The sequence below is a fragment of the bacterium genome, assembly GCA_035295165.1.
GTDB lineage: Bacteria > Sysuimicrobiota > Sysuimicrobiia > Sysuimicrobiales > Segetimicrobiaceae > JAJPIA01.
In genome coordinates this window covers 1-16,342 of the sequence record DATGJN010000097.1, presented here as the reverse complement: position 1 = coordinate 16,342, position 16,342 = coordinate 1, and the positions used below count along the sequence as shown (strand labels likewise).

Annotated in this window: 18 protein-coding genes; 4 read left to right on the top strand and 14 right to left on the bottom strand. The window is 68.5% G+C overall.

Annotated elements, in window-relative coordinates:
- The 9 genes from pcaG to VKZ50_16935 form a co-directional block, all read right to left on the bottom strand.
- Positions 1 to 412 (bottom strand): protocatechuate 3,4-dioxygenase subunit alpha (gene pcaG, locus VKZ50_16975; GenBank protein ID HLJ61421.1); only part of this gene is annotated, 412 nt, incomplete at its 3' end.
- Positions 409 to 1,134, bottom strand: a complete 726-nt coding sequence (gene pcaH / locus VKZ50_16970) for a protocatechuate 3,4-dioxygenase subunit beta (GenBank protein ID HLJ61420.1) — start codon at positions 1,132 to 1,134, stop codon at positions 409 to 411. The genes pcaH and pcaG, both read right to left, overlap by 4 nt.
- Positions 1,131 to 1,577, bottom strand: a complete 447-nt coding sequence (pcaC, locus tag VKZ50_16965; protein ID HLJ61419.1) for a 4-carboxymuconolactone decarboxylase — start codon at positions 1,575 to 1,577, stop codon at positions 1,131 to 1,133. The genes pcaH and pcaC overlap by 4 nt, the downstream gene beginning before the upstream one ends.
- Positions 1,578 to 1,640: 63 nt before the next feature.
- Entirely contained in the window at positions 1,641 to 2,735 is a 1,095-nt protein-coding gene (locus tag VKZ50_16960; GenBank protein ID HLJ61418.1) for a hypothetical protein, read from the bottom strand.
- Positions 2,736 to 2,893: 158 nt separating this feature from the next.
- Positions 2,894 to 3,859 (bottom strand): branched-chain amino acid ABC transporter permease, encoded by a 966-nt coding sequence (locus VKZ50_16955; GenBank protein HLJ61417.1) that lies wholly within the window; start codon positions 3,857 to 3,859, stop codon positions 2,894 to 2,896.
- A gap of 2 nt (positions 3,860 to 3,861) precedes the next feature.
- Complete coding sequence (locus VKZ50_16950) at positions 3,862 to 4,734, bottom strand: branched-chain amino acid ABC transporter permease (protein ID HLJ61416.1); 873 nt, start codon at positions 4,732 to 4,734, stop codon at positions 3,862 to 3,864.
- 30 nt (positions 4,735 to 4,764) lie between these two features.
- Positions 4,765 to 5,502, bottom strand: coding sequence for an ABC transporter ATP-binding protein (locus VKZ50_16945; protein HLJ61415.1), 738 nt, complete (start codon positions 5,500 to 5,502; stop codon positions 4,765 to 4,767).
- Positions 5,492 to 6,694 carry an amino acid ABC transporter substrate-binding protein gene (locus tag VKZ50_16940; GenBank protein ID HLJ61414.1) on the bottom strand — a complete coding sequence of 401 codons (1,203 nt, stop codon included), beginning with the start codon at positions 6,692 to 6,694 and terminating at the stop codon, positions 5,492 to 5,494. Before VKZ50_16940 ends, VKZ50_16945 begins: the two co-directional genes overlap by 11 nt.
- A gap of 87 nt (positions 6,695 to 6,781) precedes the next feature.
- Positions 6,782 to 7,351, bottom strand: a complete 570-nt coding sequence (locus tag VKZ50_16935; GenBank protein ID HLJ61413.1) for a MarR family transcriptional regulator — start codon at positions 7,349 to 7,351, stop codon at positions 6,782 to 6,784.
- A gap of 167 nt (positions 7,352 to 7,518) precedes the next feature.
- Between VKZ50_16935 and VKZ50_16930 the strand changes: the two genes are divergently transcribed.
- From VKZ50_16930 to VKZ50_16920, 3 genes are all read left to right on the top strand, one after another.
- The gene (locus VKZ50_16930; GenBank protein ID HLJ61412.1) at positions 7,519 to 8,271 is read left to right on the top strand and encodes an SDR family oxidoreductase; all 753 of its coding nucleotides are present in this window, start codon (positions 7,519 to 7,521) and stop codon (positions 8,269 to 8,271) included.
- Between the two features lie 93 nt (positions 8,272 to 8,364).
- Complete coding sequence (locus tag VKZ50_16925; GenBank protein ID HLJ61411.1) at positions 8,365 to 9,231, top strand: DMT family transporter; 867 nt, start codon at positions 8,365 to 8,367, stop codon at positions 9,229 to 9,231.
- Positions 9,232 to 9,268: 37 nt separating this feature from the next.
- Positions 9,269 to 9,772, top strand: a complete 504-nt coding sequence (locus VKZ50_16920; GenBank protein HLJ61410.1) for a pyridoxamine 5'-phosphate oxidase family protein — start codon at positions 9,269 to 9,271, stop codon at positions 9,770 to 9,772.
- A gap of 86 nt (positions 9,773 to 9,858) precedes the next feature.
- Here VKZ50_16920 and VKZ50_16915 read toward each other — a convergent pair whose 3' ends face one another.
- From VKZ50_16915 to VKZ50_16895, 5 genes are read right to left on the bottom strand one after another with little or no spacing between them, the layout of a single operon-like run.
- On the bottom strand, positions 9,859 to 10,839 hold the full coding sequence (locus VKZ50_16915; protein ID HLJ61409.1) for an ABC transporter ATP-binding protein: 981 nt from the start codon (positions 10,837 to 10,839) through the stop codon (positions 9,859 to 9,861).
- Positions 10,811 to 11,815, bottom strand: a complete 1,005-nt coding sequence (locus VKZ50_16910) for an ABC transporter ATP-binding protein (protein ID HLJ61408.1) — start codon at positions 11,813 to 11,815, stop codon at positions 10,811 to 10,813. The genes VKZ50_16915 and VKZ50_16910 overlap by 29 nt, the downstream gene beginning before the upstream one ends.
- Positions 11,812 to 12,663, bottom strand: coding sequence for an ABC transporter permease (locus VKZ50_16905; GenBank protein HLJ61407.1), 852 nt, complete (start codon positions 12,661 to 12,663; stop codon positions 11,812 to 11,814). Before VKZ50_16905 ends, VKZ50_16910 begins: the two co-directional genes overlap by 4 nt.
- A gap of 12 nt (positions 12,664 to 12,675) precedes the next feature.
- The gene (locus tag VKZ50_16900) at positions 12,676 to 13,611 is read right to left on the bottom strand and encodes an ABC transporter permease (protein HLJ61406.1); all 936 of its coding nucleotides are present in this window, start codon (positions 13,609 to 13,611) and stop codon (positions 12,676 to 12,678) included.
- Positions 13,612 to 13,632: 21 nt separating this feature from the next.
- On the bottom strand, positions 13,633 to 15,162 hold the full coding sequence (locus tag VKZ50_16895; protein ID HLJ61405.1) for an ABC transporter substrate-binding protein: 1,530 nt from the start codon (positions 15,160 to 15,162) through the stop codon (positions 13,633 to 13,635).
- Positions 15,163 to 15,468: 306 nt separating this feature from the next.
- Between VKZ50_16895 and VKZ50_16890 the strand changes: the two genes are divergently transcribed.
- A complete protein-coding gene (locus VKZ50_16890) occupies positions 15,469 to 16,206 on the top strand; it encodes a response regulator transcription factor (protein HLJ61404.1) in 738 nt (245 codons plus the stop codon).
- Positions 16,207 to 16,342: the final 136 nt, after the last annotated feature.

Genomic DNA, 16,342 nt, shown 5'->3' with positions numbered 1-16,342 from the left:
CGAAGTAGATCCGCGTCAACAGGTGGTTGAGGAGGCCGCGCGCAGCGACGACGACGTTGATGTGGGGCGCCTGCCACGTGTCCGCGGTAGACGGCACGAGGCCGGGCTTCACGGTCTCGAACCAGTACGCGCCGGCATCGTCGGTCGCGGCGCGTCCGAACCCGACAAAGGCCGGGTCGAGCGGCACCGACCGCCGGTCGGCCGGGTGCCGGTAGCGCCCTCGGGCGTTCGCCTGCCAAATCTCCACGATCGCGTCGCACACCGGCGCGCGGTCGCCGTCGTACACCCGCCCCTCGACCCGGACTCGGTCTCCCTCGGTCTCGGGCGTGACCAGCACGTTCGCGCCGCCTCCGACGATCCCGTGGAAAAACGGCCCCACGGTTTGGGACGGGGTCAGGCCGCGGACCGTCATCGCCCCGCGCGCGCGGCCGGCTCGAAGGGCTCGAACGGCGTCGCTTTGGGGCCCCGCAGCACGACGTCGAACCGATACCCGAGCGCCCAGCGCGGCCGCGTGACGTCGTGGGCATACGCGGCGACGAGGCGCGCCCGCGCCTCCGCAGTCGGGATCGAGTTCATGATCGGATCGAGCGCGTGCAGCGGATCCCCGGGGAAGTACATCTGCGTGATCAGGCGCGACAGCCACGAGGGCCCGAACAAGGAGAAATGGATGTGCGCCGGCCGCCACGCGTTCTCGTGGTTCTCCCACGGATACGCGCCCGGCTTGATCGTCGTGAACCGGTACGCGCCCTCGGCGTCCGTGAGGCACCGCCCGATGCCCAGGAAGTTGGGGTCGAGCGGTGCACCGTGCTGGTCGACGCGGTGACGGTAGCGTCCTGCCGCGTTGCACTGCCAGACCTCGACCAGCGTATTGGGGACGGGCTCGCCGTCACCGGTGAACACGCGGCCGGTGACGATGATGCGCTCGCCGATCGCCTCGCCGCCGGTACCGGCGTTACGCGTGAGGTCAGCATCCTCGGGCGTCACGGCACTGACCGCCGGGCCCGGCCCGGTGAGCTCCGAGAGCGTCGGACGGAACTCCACCAGCGTTTCGTACGGCGACCGGCGGATCGTGGCCCGATATGCCTCGTACAGGTACGGCGGAAACACCTCCGCATCTCTTCCGATCGGCGTCATCGACGCGCCCTCGCCCCTGACCGCCGGGTCGCCGGCCGCGCCCGGGCCGACGGCTCCAACTCTGCTTTGGCCACCGCGAACGCCGTGTTCGCGGCAGGGATCCCCGCGTAGGCGGCCACGTGCAGCAACACCTCGGTGATCTTGGCTGGCTCGACGCCGACGTTGCGGCTGGCGCGGAAGTGGAGCGCCAGTTCTTCGCGGCGGCCCAGGGCCGCCAGGATCGCGATCGTCACGAGGCTCCGCGTGCGCCGGTCAAGATCAGGACGGGCCCAGACGGAACCCCAGGCGACCTCCGTGATGAACCGCTGGAAGTCCGCGTCGAGGGGCGTTTGTCGGACTTCCGACCGGGCGACGTGGTCCGCGCCGAGCACCTCTGTCCGCACCCGTTTCCCCGCGTCGAACCGCGTGTCCGTCGGGATGCCGCGACGCCGAGCGGACGCCATCGTGTCTGCCCCACCCCTCTGCGCGCGCCTCGAGGTCACGCGCGGCTCGACTTTCTCCACAGGTTAGCGCCAGACCTCTCGCGCCGTGTCCGCGACGAGCCGGAGCTTCGCCCACTGGTCGTCCTCGGAGAGCAGATTGCCCTCCATCGTGGACGCGAAGCCGCACTGCGGGCTCAGCGCCAGGGAGTCGAGCGGCACGTAGCGCGCCGCCTCCTCGATCCGGGCGACCAGGTCTCGCTTGGACTCGAGTTGCGGCCGCTTACTGCTCACGAGCCCCAGTACGACGGTCTTGCCGCGGGGGATGAACCGCAGCGGGGCGAACGTGCCGGAGCGCTCGTCGTCGTACTCGAGGAGGAACCGGTCGACTGCTAGCGTGCCGAACAGCTTCTCCGCGATCGGATCGTACCCGCCCTCCGCGTACCAGTGACTGCGGTTGTTCCCGCGGCAGAGGTGAATCGCCAGTGTGACGCCCGGGCGACGCGCCGCCGCAAAGCACGCGTTGTCCGCGCGGATCGCCTCGTCGAGTGCTGTGTCCGGATCCATCTTCATCTCGCTCTGGATGAACTGCCGCCACTTGGGATCGACGTAGTAGCTGTAGCGGGGGGCGTCGATCTGGATGTACGGGACGCCCTCGGCGGCGAGCGCCGCCGTTTCCTGCTTCATGATGGCCACGATGTCCCAGAGCAGATCGGACGGGCTCGGGTAGACGGCGTCGGTGATCCCGCGCTTGTACGCGATCGCGGGGAACTGGGTCGCGCTCGGCAGCGTAATCTTGATCGCCCCGGGGCAATGCTCGCGCAGAAACGGCAGTTCGTGCCCGGTGAGACGCCGCCGTGCACTGAGCTTCTCGGTGACGATGCCGGTGACGCTGCTCACGGCGGCGGCGGGACCGCCGGAGCGCCACGCCCGGTCGACGGCGTCCCCGAGGTCGAACCCCGCGACGGCGTCGGTAAAGTCGCTCATGAAGTTCCGCCGGCGCAGCTCGCCGTCGGTGAAGACGTCGAACCCCAGCGCCTGCTGCTTCGCGAGCACGCGCAGGATCTGACCGTCCTCGAGAGCCCGGAGGCGCTCCGGGTCGACCGCGTCACGGCGGGCCTCCAGCAATTCGGGTGGACGCAGGAAACTGCCGACGTGATCGGCTCGATGAACGGTCGCCATGCGGGTGCCTCCTGAGAACGCGGTGGACGCCGGCCGACGCCCACCACCCAGCTCGGACGCGGGCGGGATCACGCCATCCGCCATCCCGAGGGATGAGGCGGCTCTTCGACACCCTGGGGACCGGTCCTTCCGGCGCCTCTCCGACGCCCCCGACGCCGTTAGGACGGCGGCTGGGACCCGGCCCCGGCGCCCGTCCGCAGCGCGCGCATCCCCGACCGCCGGAGCCCGCGCAGCGCCTCGACGAATCCGCCCGGCAGCGCGATCACCACGGCGATGAACAAGACCCCAAAGACGAGAAGGTGGAGCTCGCCGACCTGCAGCGAGAGGGCCTCCTGCAACACCAGAAAGAACACCGCGCCGATCAGCGGGCCCCACACCGTGCCCACACCGCCGAGGTAGACGATCACCAGCGGATCAAATGTCCACAGCGGTCCGAACGCCAGCGCCGGGTAGAAGCTGAGATGGTAGTATGCGAACACCCCGCCGGCCATCCCCGCGAAGCAGCTGCTGAGCGCGAACACCCAGAGCTTGTGGCGGAACGCGTCGACGCCGATCGCTTCGGCCACGGCCTCGTCCTCCCGAACCGCAACGACGCCGTGCCCGAAGCGCGACGACGTCAGCCACCACGCGGCCCCCGTCACCAGGACCATGACGAGCATGGCGAGATAGTACCGCGGCGCCAGGGTGTAGGCGGCAAGGGATCTCGCCGGAAGGGTCGACACGTCCGGCAGGGCGTTGCCCACGGTGATCCGGAGAATCTCCGCGACCGCAAGGGTCCCGATCGCGAAGTACGGGCCGCGGAGTCGCAGCGAGGGCGCGCCGACGACAACACCCGCCGCGGTCGCCGCACAGGTGCCTGCGAGCAGCGCGACGGCGATCGGGGTGCCGCCGAGCCACAGCGTCCGCGTCACCAGCACCCCGAGACCGAAAAACGCCGCGTGGCCGAGGTTGACCTGGCCGGCGAACCCTCCCAGCAGGTTCCAGCTCTGTGCCAAAGCGGCGTACAGCAGCACCAGGAACCCCCAGGACAAGATCGCCTGATTCGCGGTCAACACCGGCACCAGGGCGACGGCCGTGCCACCGCACACCAGGCCAAGGCCGGTCAGGAGCGTGGACGGCCGCATCGTCACTCCCTTGCGAACAACCCCTGGGGCCGCAGGCTGAGGACGAGCAGGAACAGCACGAGGCCCATGACTTCCCGGTACGCGTTGCCGAGCAGGAACCCGCTCGCGGACTCGGCGACGCCAAGGAACACGCCGGCGACGAACGTTCCGAACATGTGCCCGACCCCGCCGAGAACAACGACGATCAGCGCCTTGAGCGTCCAGCTCAGGCCGATCGACGGGCTCACCGCGTCCGTCGTGCTCACGAGCGCCCCGGCGATGCCGGCCAGCGCGCTCCCCAGGCCGAACGCCAGGAGGAACACGGCCGGCACCGGGACCCCAACGAGGTACGCGCCTTCGACATCGTCGGCCGTCGCCCGGATGGCCCGGCCCAGCCGGGCGTGCTGCAGAAAAAGGTGCAGTCCGCCGAGCGTGAGAAACGCCACGGCGAGGGCGCCGAGGCGCACGAGCGGCACCACCACGCCGCCGACCTCGAGGACCGCGCCCGCGCCCGCGGTTGTCACCGCCCGTTCGTCCGCCGTCCAGGCGATGAGGACAAGCGTTTGCAGTACCAGGCTCACGCCAAAGCCGATGAGGATCGAGTTCTTCAACTTCGTCTCGTCCGGGACGAACACGAGGCGCGCGAACAACAGCCGATACAGCACGACCCCAACCACGAACAGCGCGAGCGCGCTCGGGACGATCGACACAAACGGATCGATCCGAAAGAGCGTGAACAACCAGAACGCGACGTAGCCGCCGAGCATGAGCAACTCGCCGTGGGCGACGTTCAGCATCTTGAGCACGCCGAAGACGAGCGACAGCCCGACGGCGGCAAGCCCGTACAGGCCGCCGACCAGCGTACCGAAGATCAGGTTTTGGGCGAGGATGCTCATGACGTGGGGAGCGCCGGAATCGCGGCGCCGTCAGCGCCGGCCAAGATAGGCCTGCACGACCGCCGCGTGCGCGAACACGTGCTCCGGCGTCCCCTCCGCGATCTGCTTCCCCGCGTGCAGGACGACCACGCGGTCGCAGAGCGCGCGGACGGCGCGGACGTTGTGCTCGACCAGCGCGATCGCGGTCCCCTGCGCTCGGATCTGCCGGAACAGCGCGATGGCGGCATCCACCTCGCGCGGCGTCAGCCCCGCCGCCGGCTCGTCGAGCAACACGAGGCGCGGCCTGGTGGCGAGGGCCCGCGCGATCTCGAGCCGCTTGCGCTCCCCCAGGGTGAGGTCGGCCGCGGGGACGTCACGCTTCTGCCCGATCCCCACGAGTTCCAGGAGCGCGAGCGCCTCCGTCCGGGCCTGGACCGGCGAGGCCACCCGGTCTCGGCCGTAGAGACGGCCGACGAGGACGTTCTCGAGGACGGTGAGGTTCGGGAACATCCGGACGAGTTGAAACGTCCGGGCGATGCCGAGCTGCGCGCGCAGGCTCGGCGCCGATCGGGTGATCCGGCGTCCCGCGAACCGGATCTCGCCGGCGTCCGCCCGAAGGGCGCCCGCCACCAAGTTGAATGTGGTCGTCTTCCCCGATCCGTTCGGGCCGAGGAGCCCGACGATCTCGCCCTCTCCGACGACGAAGGACAGACGGTCGACGGCGCGGAGGCCGCCGAACATCTTGGAGAGCGCCTCGACCTCGAGCAGCGCGATGCGGCTACCGGGCACGCCAGGGCGCCAGCGGATACACGAAGGGCACCCCGCCGAGGTTCTTGGGCCACACCAACTGCTGCTGGCCGGCCTGCCACTGCACGATGATGGTCGGGACGATTCCCGTCCCGTCCGGCCGGAACCGCACCGGTCCCTCGACGGTCTGCATGTTGGTCGCGGCCATGGCGTCGCGGATAGCCGTCGGGTCGAGCTTGCCGGCGCGCTGGATCGCATTCGCGACGATCTGCACACACGCGTAAGCGGGCCCCACGATCACGTCCGCGGGCCGGCCGAAGCGCTGCTGGTGCTTGGCGTTGAGCTCTTGCACACCGGGGAACCGCACGTCGTGGTGCCAGCCCGGCATCAACAGCACGCCGTCGCCGTCCTTGCCCAGCGCCTGGGTCCACGTGACCGCGTCGGCCGCGCGGATCATCACGATGACCTTTGGCGCGAAGTCGAGTTCCTTCATCTGTTTGATCATGGTAATGCCGTCCGGCGGCGCCGGAAGCGTAAACAGGGCGTCCGCCCCCGCGCTCTTCGCGCGCAGGATGATGTCGGACAGGTCCCGCGTCAGCGGCGTGTAGTCGGCGCGCAGCACCACCTGGTACCCGTACTCCCGGGAACGGGCGGTCCAGATGTTGCCGAGCTCGCGGCCCCAGTCCGTGCGCTCCTGGAAGATCGCGACGCGCACCGGCCGCTGCCCGGCCGGGATGCTGGCGTTGAGGAACCGGTAGGTTTCGTTGCCGAGCTCCGGCGACTTCGGGAACGGAGAGAAGAGATACTTGAACCCCTGTTCGTGCACGGCGTGGAGCGCGAACGCCACACCGCAATAGGGAATCTTGTTCTTTTCCGCCACCGCCGCCGCGGCCGCGTGGAGATCGCTGCCGAACCCGCCGAGAAACGTGACCGAGCCCTGGGACGCGAGCACTTCGAACTGGCTGACGGTCTTGGTGGGATCAGACTGATCGTCGAGCACTGTCAGCGCCAGCGGCATCCGCCGCCCGCCCACCTGCACCCCGCCGTGCGCGTTGATGTCATCGATCGCAATCTGGTATCCGGCCTGGACCTGCGCACCGCCACCCGCGTATCGACCGGTGAGCGGGATCACGGCCCCGAGCTTGATCGTCGCCGGTTGGGCGCCGACGTTTTGCGCGACCGGCGAGATGACCACGAGACACACGATTGCGAGCACGACCGCAACCGTTCGCATCCCCCTGCACCTCCTGGTGCCGCCCTTGCTACGGTGTGCGTTGATTTGACGTGCGGGGGGATTCCCCTCTTTGCCGCTCGGCGGCGCCTATCGCTCGAGCTCGCCGCGCAACGGTGGTGCGCCAAACCTGGCCTCGAACCGGACCATCAGCCGGCGTAGCAACGCGTTGAGCGTGTGGAGAGCGTTTGGACCAAGTGTCTCTCCGATGAGCGCCGCCTCCAGGCGGGTCCGCGCGTCCGTCGCCCGGCGCCAGACCCGATGCCCCGCCGCGGTCAGCCGCACGGGCCGTCCGCGTGCGTCGTCACCGCTCGCCGCCGGTTTCACCAGACCGGCCCGCACGAGCCGCTCAATCCGAACGCTCATCGTGCCGGCGGTCACGCCGAGACTGCGCGCGAGGCGGCCCGGGCTGAGCTGATACGGACGGCCGGATCGACAGAGGATCGACAGTGTCTCCCAATCCCCAAGGGTCATCCCATGCGCCCGGGCCGTTTCGGCCAAGCTGCGCTCCAATTGCCGCCCCAAGCGGAGCAGACGCATCCGCACTGCCTCGACCAGCGGGTCGATGCCAGGCAGCTCGGCGAGCCACGCGGCGAGCTCGCGATCCACCGAATCCCGGGAGGCCAGGCGTGCCGCCGCTTTCTTCCGCACTTCGGCCATGCCCGCAGTGTAGCAAAAATAACTTGACTTTCAAAGTATAATTACCTTGAGTATCAAATTAAACACGGCGATCCGGTCGGGGACAGTGAAGACCGCGCGCTCATTCCGAGGCGGCACTCGCCGGCGCTGACGCTTCACACCACAGAACGGAGAGAAGGAGGCACACCATGGCCGGCCGCATCGTCGTCGTAACAGGCGGTGGGACGGGAATCGGGCGGGCGATCGCCGCCGCGTTTGCCGCCCGCGGCGACACCGTCGTGATCGTCGGGCGGCGCGAGCGCGTCCTCGCCGAAACGGCAGCCGAGCTCTCGGCGCAGTCGTCGGGCGCGATCGCGTGGCGGACATGCGACGTCGCCGCGCCGGAGCAAGTCGAGGAAACCGTCGCCTGGCTCCGTGCTCACGTCTCGGACGTGGGAGACGTCCTCGTCACCAACGCCGGCGGGGCCGGGTCCCTCGGGCCGGGCGCGAGCCTGCATGAGGCGGCGGCGTACGCCCGGCGCACGGTGGACACGAACTTGATCGGCACCTACCTCATGCTCCACGCGCTGCACCCATGGCTGCGGCGACCGGGCGGCCGCATCATCACCGTCAGCTCGATCGCGGCGTTCCGCGGCGGAGGGGACATGTACTCCGCTGCGAAAGCCGGCGTCGTCGGATTGACCTACGCGCTCGCGCAAGAGCTGGGACCGCAGGGGATCACCGTGAACGCCGTGGCGCCGGGCCTCGTGTTGGACACCCAGTTCTTCGGGGATCGCATGACCGAGGAGCGGAAACAGCGGGCCGTCGCGCAAACACCCATGGGGCGGGCCGGGCGTCCTGCGGATATCGCCGCCGCCGTCCAGTACCTGGCGTCACCCGAGGCCTCGTTTGTCACAGGCGAGGTGCTCCACGTGAACGGCGGCTGGCTGTTCGGGCGTTGACCCGCACGCACCCGCCGCTTTGACACGCGGCAACAGACTCTGATACAGTGCACTCACCGCTCCAGAGCCACACCGTCTTATCGGATGTGACGCGTGAAACCCACATCGAGGACCTGGGCGATCGAACCGCTCCTCGCGGTGATCCTGTGGGGCGGGGTCTACCCGGGGACGAAGATCGCGCTCCGGGAGCTCCCGCTGATCGACGTCATCTCCCTCCGTACGATCGTCGCCGCGCTGTCGCTCGGCGCCCTCTCCGGCCGCGCAGCCCAGTCGCCGTCGACGCGCCCCCGGTGGCGCGTCGTCCTCGCCGTGGGCGCGGCGCAAATTGCGTTCCAGATCCTGCTGAACGCGGGGCTGCAATACACGACCGCCGGGATCAGCGCGATTCTCCTCGCGACGTCGCCGCTGTTCACGGCCGGCTGGGCCGCGGTCCACGGACGCGAACGGGTCTCGACGCGTCACTGGCTGGGGCTGGTTTCGGGTCTCGTCGGGATCGTATTCATGGCGCGGCCGGACGGAGCGCCGTTGGATGCGCGGCACATCCTCGGCGCTGCCCTCGCGCTCGGTGCCGCCGTGGCATGGGTGTCGTACAGTCTCGTCATCGGCGGGCTCGTCGCGTCGGCCGGGACGATACGGGCGACCGCGTGGTCGATGGGCACGGCGGCGCTCCTGTTTGCCCCGGTCGCGCTCCCGCGCGTCGCGCAACTCCCGTGGACGCACGTCTCCTGGCAGGCGTGGCTCGGCCTCCTCTACAGTGCCACGGTGGGCATGGTGATCGCGATGACGTTGTGGGGCCGGGCCGTACAGAAGTTGGGCGCCCATCAGGCTATGGTCTACACGTACCTCGAACCGATCTCGGCGGTCGTGCTTGCGTGGCTCGTGCTCGGCGAATCGCTGTCGCCTATTCAAGTGCTGGGCACCGCGCTGGTGTTCGCCGGCATGTGGTACGCTCAAGAGTAACGCCGGCGCGCGGGACGACACCGCGAAGAGGTCGCGTATGGTCGATTCCACGCGGGGATCGCGAGCCCCCCGCCCTACCCGCCCCGGGGTTCCACCCAGCTACGGCGTCACGGGACACGGCGGCGATCGGTTGCCGTGGGACACCGTGCGCGACTGGTGGGTACGGGCCAGGAACTATTGGGTCGCCACGACCCGGCCGGACGGCCGCCCGCACGCCGCGCCTGTGTGGGGGGTCTGGCTCGATGATGCGCTCTACTTCGCGACGGACCCCGCGTCCCAAAAGGGCCGGAATCTTGCGGCCTCCCCGGCGGCCGTCGTCCACCTGGAGAGCGGCAACGACGTCGCCATCCTGGAGGGCCGCGCCGAGGAAATCACGGATCGCGCGGCCCTGACCCGGTTTGCCGATGCGTACGAGGCGAAATACCAGGTGCGGCCGGACGCGGCGACCGGCGTGGTCTATGCACTGCGGCCCGCTGTGGGGTTTACTTGGCTCGAGCGGAATTTCTGCGAAACGGCGACGCGGTGGATCTTCTCGTCATGATCGCTCGCTGAGGGTCGTCCCGTCCCACCCTCCGGCGGCGACGCGCACCGGTCGGCGAACGACGCCGGCGCTGCGAACGTCATGGCTCAGGCGGTCGCCTCGTGGCACGCGACCCAATGGCCGGGCGCCAGCTCACGGAGCTGCGGGACTTCGTGTGTGCACCGCTCCACCTTCCACGGGCACCGCGGGTGGAATCGGCAGCCCGACGGCACATGGACGGCGCTCGAGGGCTCGCCCTGGATCTCGACCATCGCCTTCGGCGTCTCGCCGACCTCCGGGATCGCGGACAGGAGGGCCAGGGTGTACGGGTGACGCGGTCGCGCAAACAGCTCGGCGGCCGGTGCGTTCTCGACGATCTTGCCGAGGTACATGACCGCGACCTCGTCGCTCAGGTAACGAACGACCCGCAGATCGTGGGAGATGAAGATCATCGTCAGGCCGAGCGACGCCCGGAGGTCGAGCAACAGATCAAGAATCTGCGCCTGGATCGACACGTCAAGAGCCGAGACCGGCTCGTCGGCGACGAGCAATTCCGGTCCGACGGCGAGCGCGCGGGCGATGCCGATCCGTTGGCGTTGGCCCCCAGAGAACTCCCCGGGGTGTTTGCGCGCGTCCGCCGGCCGGAGGCCCACCTGGGCGAGCAGCCGCGCGACCCGCTCCCAGCGATCGGCCGGCGTGCCGATCCTGTGCACCGTCAGCACTTCCAACAGCGCGCTGCCGACGCTCTGGCGGGGATCGAGCGACGAGTACGGATCCTGGAGCACCACCTGCATCCGGCTGCGGTACGGCAGGAGACCGTGCTCGTCGAGCCGTGCCAGGTCCACGCTCTCGAACCACACTTCACCCTCGTCGGGTCGATACAGCCGTAGCAGACATCGACCGAGCGTGCTCTTGCCGCACCCGGACTCGCCGACGAGACCGAGGGTGCGCCCGCGAGCGATGTCAAAGGACACGCCATCCACGGCGTGGACCGCTTCAGGGGCGGCGCGCCGCAACACGTCCAGCGGGCTGCGCGGCAACGGAAAGTGTTTGACGAGGTTACGAACGCTGAGCAGCGGCCCCGGCACTCTGGGTCCTCCCGACGAGATGCGCTTTGATGCACCGGCTCCAGTGGTCGGGGGCCACCGTGTCCAGAGGGATCTGGCCGTGGAGGCACTCCCGGGAGGCCATCGCACAGCGCGGCGCAAATGCGCACCCGTCGCCGAGGCCGATCAGGTCCGGCGGCGCCCCGGGGATCGGCGTCAGCGGCGTGCTGCGATCGACGCTCGGCACGGAGCCGATCAGGCCGACGGTGTACGGGTGCCGGGGCCGCGCGAACAGCTCCTCGGTCGGCGCCAGTTCCACGACTTGCCCAGCATACATCACCGCGACCCGGTGCACGGTCTGGCGCACCACGCCGAGGTCGTGCGTAACGAGCACGAGGCCCATCGACAGCTGCCGCTGCAGCCGTCCGAGCTCCCTGAGGATCTGGGCCTGGATGGTCACGTCGAGCGCCGTCGTGGGCTCATCGGCCAGGAGCACCGCGGGGCGGCGCGCGAGCACGATCGCCAGCATGACGCGTTGGCGCTGGCCGCCGGAGAGCTGGTGCGGGTACGCGCGCAGCCGCCGTGCCGCGTCGGGGATCCCGACCTGCCGCAACAGCTCTACGACGCGTTGCCGCCGCGCGGCGGATGATCTCCGCTCGCCCGGAAGCGCCTCCGCGACCTGGCGCTCGATCGTGAGGACGGGATTGAGCGCGCTCATCGGGTCCTGGAAGACCATCGCGATCCCGGTTCCGCGGATATGTTCGAGGTCCCGCTCGGGCAGCGAGACGAGGTCCCGCCCCTGAAAACGGATCGCACCGCCCGTGATCCGCGCCGGCGGGTGCAACAAGCGCACGATCGCCCGGCACGTCATGCTCTTCCCGGAACCGGATTCGCCGACGAGCGCCACCGCCTCGCCGGGCGGCACCGCGAACGTCACGTCGCGCACCGCCTGCACGACGCCCCGGCGCGTCGGGATCTCGACCCGAAGGTGTTCGACCTCGAGACCCGCGTCCGTCACTGCCCCCGCACCCGCAGCACATCGGCCAATCCGTCGCCGAGGAGGATGAACGCGATCCCGGCGTACATGCACGCGAACCCTGGCATCGCCGCGGCCCACCAGCCGGTGTAGATGAACGTCCGGCCCTCCGAAATCATCAGACCCCACTCGGGCGCGGGGGGACGCAGGCCGAGGCCGAGGAATCCGAGCGACGATGTAGTCAGGATGACGAGCACGACGTCTGAGGCGAGAAACACGACGGCCGGCGGGACCGCGTTCGGCAACAGGTGCCTAAGGATAATGCGCCACCGGCTGAAGCCGAGCGCGCGGAGCGCGGCGACGTATTCGAGGTTCTTGTCACGGAGGACCTCGCCCCGCACGAGCCGGGCGAACACGATCCACTCGACGGCGCCGATGGCGATGAGGATGTTCGTCTCGCCGGGGCCGAGGAACGCCACGATCGCGATGACGAGGACCAGAAACGGCACGGCGGTGAACACGTCCACGGCGCGCATCACGACCACGTCCACCCAGCCTCCCACATAGCCGGCCACCGCCCCGGCGATCGCGCCGAACACGAACGGGAAGATCAGGGCCAGCACGGCGATCCGCAGGTCGATCCCCGATCCGTAGAGCACCCGCGTGAACACGTCGCGGCCGTAGTTGTCGGTGCCGAACCAGTGCGACGGTGAGGGCGGCAGCAGCATAGTGTTCAAGTTCTGCGTAACGGGGTTGTAGGAACTCAGCACTGGGGCCAACAGGCTCGCGCCGATCATGACCAGAAGCATCGCGCCTCCCGCGACAATCCCAAGCGGCAGCCGGAGGCGCAGCGGACGGGGCGCCGGCAGGTCGGTCGCGAGCGTCGTCATGCGGCGGGCCCGCTACCCCATCCGCAACCGCGGATCGAATAACGGGTAGAGCAGGTCGGTTGCCAGGTTGATCAGCATGGTCCCAAGCGCGAACATCAGCGTGAGCGTCTGCACGACCACGTAATCACGCGACAGGATCGAATCCACCATCCACGAGCCCATCCCTGGAATCGCAAATACCGTCTCGATCACCACCGACCCGCCGATCGCGTAGGTCAGCCGGACGCCGATGAGCGTGACCGAGGGCAGCAGCGCCGCCCGGAACACGTGCCGGAACAGCACGACCTGACGGCGCAGTCCCTTGGCGCGTGCGAAGTCTACGTATGCCGTCGAGAGCACGTCCACGAGCGACGAGCGCAAGTTCCGGCACAGCACCGCCGCAAACGCGTACGACAGCGTCAGCGCCGGCAGGAACAGGTGCCGCACATGGTCGACGAAGCCGGTGCCGTAGCCTTCCGCAGGGAACCACCGCAGCTTCAAGGAGAACAGGATCAGGAACAGGATCCCGACCCAGAACCCCGGCGACGCCAGCGGCAGCGCCATGGACGCGCGAATCAGCTGGTCCGGCCACCGGTCGCGGTACGCGGCGGCCACGAGGGCGAGCGGCACCGCGATCAGGACGGACAGCACGAGGCTGTACGTCACCAGGAAGAACGTGACCCCCATGCGCGACGGCAGCATCTCGGCCACCGGCGACTGGTACCGCAGGGACTGACCCAGGTTGCCGGTGGCCAGGTTCCGCATGTAGACGCCGTACTGCTGCCAAATCGGACGATCCAGCCCCCACTGGTGCCGCAGCGCCGTCACCGAGGCGTCGGTCGCCCGTTCGCCGAGGATCGCGGAGGCCGGATCGCCCGGCACCAGCTTGATCAGCAAAAAGATCAGGACCGTGACCAGCAGCGCGATCGGCACGGTCTGGCCAATCCGTCCCAGCGCGTAGCGCAGCATCGTCGCGGTCCCCGCCGGTGCCTACTGTTCGACGGCCACGTCCTTGAACAGCCACGGGCCGGTCGCCATCTGGACGAACCCGTGCATCTTCTTGTTGATCGCGACCGTGTACGGCGCGTAGTACAGCCAGATCAGGGGCGAATCCTGGATCGCGAGGTCTTGGATCTGATAGTAGATCTGGCGCCGCTTGTTTGGGTCGAGCTCCCGCATCCCGTCGGCGAGGAGCTTGTCCATCTGGGGCGAGTGGTACCCGGTGTGATACGACTTGGCCGTCACGAAGTCGAACTCGTAGTTCGCCAGCTCCGACGGATCGGGAACGTCGTTGGTCCAGCCGCCGACGTCGACCTGGTAGTCCAGCGCCCGCATCCGCTGGGTCGCGGCGGCGCGGTCGAGCGGCGCCAGGTTCAGCGTCACGCCAATCGGCGCCCACATCCCCTTCAGCAGGGTCGTCGCGGTCCCGGCGTCCCCAGAGCCGGCCCAGATCATCGCGGTGAGGGTCACAGGCGTCGCCACTCCCGATTCTTTCAGAAGCTGTTTCGCCTTCTCAATGTCGTACGTATACCCTTTCAAGCCTTTGTTGAAGTACTGAGTCGTCAGCGGCAGGAACGAGGTCGCCGGCACGCAGGCGCCGTAGCAGACGCCCTTGTTGATCCCGGCGCGATCGGTCGCATACGCCAGCGCCTGGCGGACCTTCACGTTGTTGAGCGGCGCCTGCGTGACGTTCAACAGCACGTGGGCGACCGCGGTCGACGGGTTGAGCTGCACGTCGAGGCGCGGATCCCGCTGCAGCACCGAGACCTGCGAGAACGGTGGATAGTCGATCCCGTCGACGTCGCCGGACTGCAGGGCGATCATGCGGCTATTGTCGTCTGGAATGTACCGGATGTGGAGTTCGGCCGTGCGCGGCCGTCCCTTCTCGTAGAAGTTGGGATTGGCCTTCATGACGAGTTCGTCGCCCTTCTTCCACTCCGTCAGCATGAACGGGCCGGATCCCACCGGCTTGCCGGCGATATCTTCGGGTTTCGCGTTCCGGAACACTTTCTCCGGCAGGATGCTGCTCGAGAACAACGAGACGTCCGAGAGAAACGGCGCCCACGGTTCCTTCAGGGTAATCACGAGCGTGTGGTCGTCCGTCGCGGCCATCGCCTGGACCGCCTCCAGCGCCCACTGCCACGGCCCGTCGAGGTCGTGCGCGCGCTGCAGCGACCACGCGGCATCCGCGGCCGTCACGGGATCGCCGTTCGACCATCGCGCGTCGCGCCGCAGGTAGAACGTCCACGTCTTGCCGTTCGGCGACACCGTCCACCGCTCGGCAAGGTCCGGGACGAAACCGTCGCCCTTGATATTCACGCGAACCAACTGCTGGTAGATCTGCATGAACGCCCAGATATCGGGGTTCGCATCTTGGGTGACCGGATCGAGGTTGTCGGCGGCGCGGTTCACGCCGAACACGATGACGTTCTTGTAGCCGGCGGCACCGGCGGTTCCAAACAGGCTCCCGGCCAACGCCACCGCAATCACGAAGGAGATGACCACTCGTCCGATGGGCACAGTCTGCCTCCTCCATCCGAGATGTCAGCGCACTGCCCCTTGCCGAAACCACCTCCCGCACCGACGGGCCGATGACGTTTACGCCTGTCCGCGCGCGTCGCGCGCCCCTGAGGATGTGCGGGATCGTTCGTGGAACGCCCACAGGCCTCCTCCTAGATGAGCGCGCACGCATGGAACGACCGGTCACGGTGAGGGATCGCACACGGTGAGCCTTCCTGCCGGCGCCTCCCGTTCTTCCAGGGTCGTCATCAAACCTTTACATGATCGTCATAGGCTGTCGTCGATGGCGGCATGAGGAGGGAACCCGTGGCTGAAGCTCCGGCACTGTCCCCGGTTACACCGCCCGATGAAACGACGGTGCTCGTGGTTGACGATGATCACAAGATCACCTCGCTCGTCCGAATGTACCTCGAGCGCGAAGGCTTCCACGTACTTGCGGCATACGACGGGGACCAGGCGCTCGAGCTCTTCGAGCGACATCACCCGGACTTCGTGATCCTGGACTTGATGCTGCCGCGCACAGACGGGATCGAGGTGTGCCGCCGTCTGCGGAAACGGTCCGCGGTGCCGATCCTGATGCTCACCGCGCGGGTCGAGGAGATCGATAAGCTCGTGGGTCTGTCGGTCGGCGCGGACGACTATGTCACTAAGCCGTTCAGCCCGCGCGAGCTCGTGGCCCGCGTGCAGGCCATACTGCGCCGCACGGCCACGCCGCGGCACCGGACGACCTCCCTCGTTCGCGGCAATCTGACGATGGATCTGGAACGGCACGAGGTTTCCGTCGGCGGGCGTGAAGTGCACCTCACCCCGAACGAGTACAAGGTCCTCCAGGCATTGATGGAGTTTCCCGGGCGCGTGTTCACCCGTGACCAACTGTTGGCGCACGTGTACGCATTCGACGAAGCGGTGGTGGTGGACCGGACGATCGACGTCCGGATCGGCAAACTGCGGGAGAAACTGGGAGACAACCCGGTGCGGCCCCGCTACATCGAGACGGTACGCGGCGTCGGCTACAAACTCGTGGAGCCCAAGCGCGCGGACTAGTGTAGCGTCCTGAAAGTACGGTTACATAACACGGAGCGGATCTCCCGTGTACGTCCAGGCGAACGGCTTCGCATCGACGTTGTACTCGGCAATGGCGCGCATGATCGTGTTGATGAGCTCTTGTCGAGAGGGAAAG

What these genes read in the sequence shown, in the direction of transcription:
- pcaH (HLJ61420.1), bottom strand. Translation starts at nt 1,134, where the DNA reads ATGACGCCGATCGGAAGAGATGCGGAGGTGTTTCCGCCGTACCTGTAC.
- pcaC (HLJ61419.1), bottom strand. Translation starts at nt 1,577, where the DNA reads ATGGCGTCCGCTCGGCGTCGCGGCATCCCGACGGACACGCGGTTCGAC.
- VKZ50_16960 (HLJ61418.1), bottom strand. Translation starts at nt 2,735, where the DNA reads ATGGCGACCGTTCATCGAGCCGATCACGTCGGCAGTTTCCTGCGTCCA.
- VKZ50_16955 (HLJ61417.1), bottom strand. Translation starts at nt 3,859, where the DNA reads ATGCGGCCGTCCACGCTCCTGACCGGCCTTGGCCTGGTGTGCGGTGGC.
- VKZ50_16950 (HLJ61416.1), bottom strand. Translation starts at nt 4,734, where the DNA reads ATGAGCATCCTCGCCCAAAACCTGATCTTCGGTACGCTGGTCGGCGGC.
- VKZ50_16940 (HLJ61414.1), bottom strand. Translation starts at nt 6,694, where the DNA reads ATGCGAACGGTTGCGGTCGTGCTCGCAATCGTGTGTCTCGTGGTCATC.
- VKZ50_16935 (HLJ61413.1), bottom strand. Translation starts at nt 7,351, where the DNA reads ATGGCCGAAGTGCGGAAGAAAGCGGCGGCACGCCTGGCCTCCCGGGAT.
- VKZ50_16930 (HLJ61412.1), top strand. Translation starts at nt 7,519, where the DNA reads ATGGCCGGCCGCATCGTCGTCGTAACAGGCGGTGGGACGGGAATCGGG.
- VKZ50_16920 (HLJ61410.1), top strand. Translation starts at nt 9,269, where the DNA reads ATGGTCGATTCCACGCGGGGATCGCGAGCCCCCCGCCCTACCCGCCCC.
- VKZ50_16905 (HLJ61407.1), bottom strand. Translation starts at nt 12,663, where the DNA reads ATGACGACGCTCGCGACCGACCTGCCGGCGCCCCGTCCGCTGCGCCTC.
- VKZ50_16900 (HLJ61406.1), bottom strand. Translation starts at nt 13,611, where the DNA reads ATGCTGCGCTACGCGCTGGGACGGATTGGCCAGACCGTGCCGATCGCG.